General features: G+C 58.8%; 1 protein-coding gene and 1 pseudogene. One reads left to right on the top strand and one right to left on the bottom strand.

The genetic code is table 11. From position 1 onward, the window contains the following. Positions 1–338: 338 nt before the first annotated feature. A complete protein-coding gene (locus tag KCI33_RS17790) occupies positions 339–1,358 on the top strand; it encodes a TAXI family TRAP transporter solute-binding subunit (protein ID WP_212526147.1) in 1,020 nt (339 codons plus the stop codon). 574 nt (positions 1,359–1,932) lie between these two features. Here KCI33_RS17790 and KCI33_RS17785 read toward each other — a convergent pair. Beyond that, positions 1,933–2,548 (bottom strand): annotated as a pseudogene (locus tag KCI33_RS17785) (hypothetical protein); the annotation flags it as partial.

Here is a 2,548-nt window from a genome sequence, read left to right as displayed (position 1 = left end):
TGCCCTTCGCTGAAACGGCTTCTCTTCATCGTCGGTCTCCTCGGTTGGAGAACAGGCTAACCTTGAAACGGGGACATTTCAGGGGAGCAGGTCAAGAGCGGTACTGAACGAAACACGAAAAAACGCGATTTCATTCGCCATCGGCGGTTTGGCGCTGCCGTGCGGATGGGTTAAGCTTCCACGAGGAAGGGCGTATTCAGATAGTCAAGCACCTGGTCGAATGGGGGTAGGCATCAACACGCAGGACAACTCTGGCAAAACGGCTTTGCGAGGCACTCTTAGGCCGCTGGGCTGATCCGCACGGGAAATTTTTCAAAAAAATTGAACGGGAGGTACAGATGACTCTATTTCGTACACTGGCTGCCGCGGCAGTCGCCATGATCGTTGCCGGCATGGCCTGCGCCCAAACGGTGGGTATTGGCACGGGGCCGGCCGGATCATTGACCAACAATCTCGGAGCCGTCATCGCAGGCGTGGCAACGCAGGGGACCGGGCTCGAAGTGCGCGCTCAGCCTTATGACGAGAGCCAGCAGCATTTCGCTCTGACGAGTTCGGGGGACCTCGCGTTCAGCCTGGGCAATATCCAGGAACTCCGGGCCGCGATTAATGGCACCGAGCAGTCTGAGGACTCGGGTCTTCCAAACATGAGGGCGGTGGCGCGCCTGATCGACATTCGCGTGGGTCTGTTTGTGCGCGCCGATTCCGGCATCAACAGCATTTCCGAACTTCGCGGAAAGCGCGTGCCGGTTGGCTATGGTAGCCAGGCGACTGAGCGTTATGCCCTGATCGCGCTTCTTGCAGCTGGCGGACTGACCACCAGTGACGTTGTGGGGGTCGAGGTTCAGAACATGGACGAAGGTGCCGCAGCATTCCTGGAGGGGCAGGTCGGCGCCATGATGTCGTTCGTCTTAGATCCGGCGCTGCTCCGGAACAGCGAAGCAGTGGGGGGCATAACGCGTTCGAAACGCGGCATAAAGATGTTGGAAATTCCCGACGATCCGGACGCGGTGGCAGCGATGACGACAGCTTTCTCTGGCGCTTCGATCGTCACCACAAACACGTTCGACGGCCGACCAGGCTTCGAGCGCGAGCATGGCTCTCCGCTGCCATACGTCGATCACCCAACGCGAACCATGGCGTACGATATTCTGATCGCCGCAAGCACCGAGACTGATGAGGAACTCGTCTACAAAGTGGTGAAGACGCTGGCGGCGAACAAGAATGCATTTCTTGTGACCGGCGAGCCCCAATACCTCTCATTCAGCAAGGACACGATGGCAACACAGTATGACGGGGTCGAATATCATCCCGGTGCCATCCGCTATTACCGCGAGATGGGTATCTGGCCGAGTAACTGACCAAGCCGAACGGAGCCATTGTGCTGGCAACGCTGGTGCGCGACGATCCGGCAAAGCCCGAGTGGCAAGCCAAGCCGAACGCACCCGGGGCGCCGGCCCGGGTGCTTGTTTCCCGCTTGGTGGTGATCGCGATGCCCTCTCGGCGAAACTGGTCGTCCGTCTGGTCCGCCTCGCCGGGGTCTCCTTCCTCATCCTTTCCAGATTGTGAATTTTTCAAATTCATGAGAAATTATGCCGCAGCGTTGGAGCCCTGCGGGATCTTAAGCCGCTGCGGGGGCAATTCCCTGCTCTGATGCTGACGGTCATCCCGCCGATGGCCTTTCTCCAAGTTCCTACTGGGAAAGGGCACCGAAAAATTGGGTCCGTTCCCTCCCGGGCTTAGCCCCAGAGGCTCATCCGAAGTTCCGCGTTCAATGAAAATGCCGCGCATGGGAAAAAACCGGGCAATGTCCAACACATTGCTCGGGATCGCATTTCTCAAGAGTGTTTCAGTAACGTTTTCCTATCGGCCACTCTCAAGCCAACGGCTGAGCCCGCCAGACGGCGCGTTCCATTCCGATCCGGCGAGCAACAGTCAATTGGCCATTGCCGACGCGTCCATGACCTCGCCGAACAATTCCCAGCGTTCTCCGTTGAAGCGCATCAGCTGCATTTGCTCGATCGGATAATAATCCGTCTCGCTGGTGTTGAGGGTGATGCCGGGAAGCAGCAGGTCCAGCTCGACGTTCTGCATGCTGCCGGCCGCTTCCATCACGCCGGCGCGGGTGAGATTGTCGCAGGATGCCTTCAGCACGTGTTCGAGCGCTTGCGACACGCTGTAGCCAACGAGAGTGGTCCCACTCGCCTTGTCGCCCTCGGGATGGTATTTGTCCATGAAGGCATTCCACTTCTTCAGGCCCTCATCGTCACTCCATTGCGGATCCTGCGCAGTCTTCGTGTAGTGGGCGGTGATCATGCCTTTCGAGGCTTCCAGCGCGGCCGGCTCCAGCCGCAAGAAGACAGCCCTTGCCACACTGGCGACGAACTGGACGGGCTCCCACTCAATCTCCTGCGCCTTCGTGATGCTGCTGTGCCCCCCGATAGTTCCTCCAGTTGATGCTAGAGTCCGACCTGACAGAAGGATCGGACCATGAAGCCATCGAAGTTCAACGAAGCGCAGATCATCGACATCCTGAGGGAGGCCGAGGCGG

The sequence above is a fragment of the Actibacterium sp. MT2.3-13A genome, from assembly GCF_018139985.1.
Lineage (GTDB): Bacteria > Pseudomonadota > Alphaproteobacteria > Rhodobacterales > Rhodobacteraceae > JAGSOU01.
This window is presented reverse-complemented; position numbering and strand designations above follow the sequence as displayed.

Bases quoted from the DNA above. Each gene is read 5' to 3' on its own strand.
- KCI33_RS17790 (WP_212526147.1), top strand. From the start codon at position 339: ATGACTCTATTTCGTACACTGGCTGCCGCGGCAGTCGCCATGATCGTT.